At 69.3% G+C, this 1101-nt stretch carries 2 protein-coding genes and 1 pseudogene; all 3 read left to right on the top strand.

Annotation, left to right across the window (positions count from 1 at the left end; translation table 11 throughout):
• Nucleotides 1-277 (top strand): annotated as a pseudogene (locus tag MVA01S_RS29945) (hypothetical protein); the annotation flags it as partial.
• A 120-nt stretch (nucleotides 278-397) separates the two neighbouring features.
• Nucleotides 398-976: a sigma-70 family RNA polymerase sigma factor gene (locus MVA01S_RS29940; RefSeq protein ID WP_003929262.1), complete on the top strand. Its 579-nt coding sequence runs from the start codon at nucleotides 398-400 to the stop codon at nucleotides 974-976.
• On the top strand, nucleotides 969-1101 hold a 133-nt coding region (locus tag MVA01S_RS30710; RefSeq protein WP_255251735.1), incomplete at its 3' end, for an anti-sigma-D factor RsdA. The genes MVA01S_RS29940 and MVA01S_RS30710, both read left to right, overlap by 8 nt.

The raw sequence follows: 1101 nt of genomic DNA, 5'->3' as shown, positions 1-1101 counted from the left end.
CGCCGCGGACCTGCCGTCGGTGCGCCACGCGGTCAAATCCCAGGTGGTCCTCGCGGCGGCGCTGTGCAGCCGAGGCGACCTCGTTCAGGCCCGCCGGGAAGGCTCGGACGCGGTGCGCCGGGCCGGCCGCCACGGGCTGCTGCCGCTGCAATGGGCCGCAGCGTCCCTGCTGGCCGACATCGGCGCCGACGACTGTTCACCGGCGCAGATCCGCGACCTCAGGGACACTGCCGCCCAAACCGTGACCAGATGGGGCGGCGTGTGGCGTCCCAGGTAACCGGGTTGCGCCTGCCTTGATCGTTATTGTTTAGCTCAGTCGGCACCGGCTGGTGCCGATTGATACCGCCACCTCCCCTCCGGGATGTGTCCCGACGTAACGCTGGAGATCCTGCTCACGATGACAATCTCGGGAGAACGTCTCGACGGTGTCGTTGCTGAAGCTGTCGCCGGTGATCGGGACGCGCTCCGGGAGGTGCTGGAGACCATCCGCCCCCTTGTCGTCCGGTACTGCCGGGCGAGGGTGGGGACCGCGGAACGCAGCGGTCTTTCAGCTGATGACGTAGCTCAGGAGGTGTGCTTGGCCGCCATCACGGCGCTGCCGCGTTACAGGGATCAGGGACGACCGTTCCTGGCCTTCGTGTACGGGATCGCAGCGCACAAGGTTGCCGACGCGCACCGCGCCGCCGGGCGGAACAAATCCGATCCGATGGAGGTCGTGCCTGAGCGGTTCGCCGGCGAGGCCGGTCCGGAACAGTTGGCCATCGACTCCGAAGCGTCGGCGCGGATGGCCAAGCTGCTGAAGGTGCTCCCGGAGAAGCAGCGCGAGATCCTCATCCTGCGGGTCGTCGTCGGGATGAGCGCGGAGGAGACCGCGGACGCCGTCGGCAGCACCGCCGGAGCGGTGCGGGTCGCCCAGCACCGGGCGCTGGCGCGGCTGAAATCGGAGCTCACGGCGAACGGGCGGGACCATGCCTGACTTCGGACGCTGGAACTCGGCCGGCGGGGATCCGTCGCTCAACGAGATCAACCGCACCGACCAGTTCCTCGATGCGCTGGCCGCGCAGCAGCCGCCGTACTCGACCGACCGGGACGAGGCCGAAC

Source organism: Mycolicibacterium vaccae NBRC 14118 = CIP 105934, assembly GCF_001552715.1.
GTDB lineage: Bacteria > Actinomycetota > Actinomycetes > Mycobacteriales > Mycobacteriaceae > Mycobacterium > Mycobacterium vaccae.
Note: the sequence above shows the minus strand (reverse complement) of the source record. Positions and strands in the feature narration are given on the sequence as shown.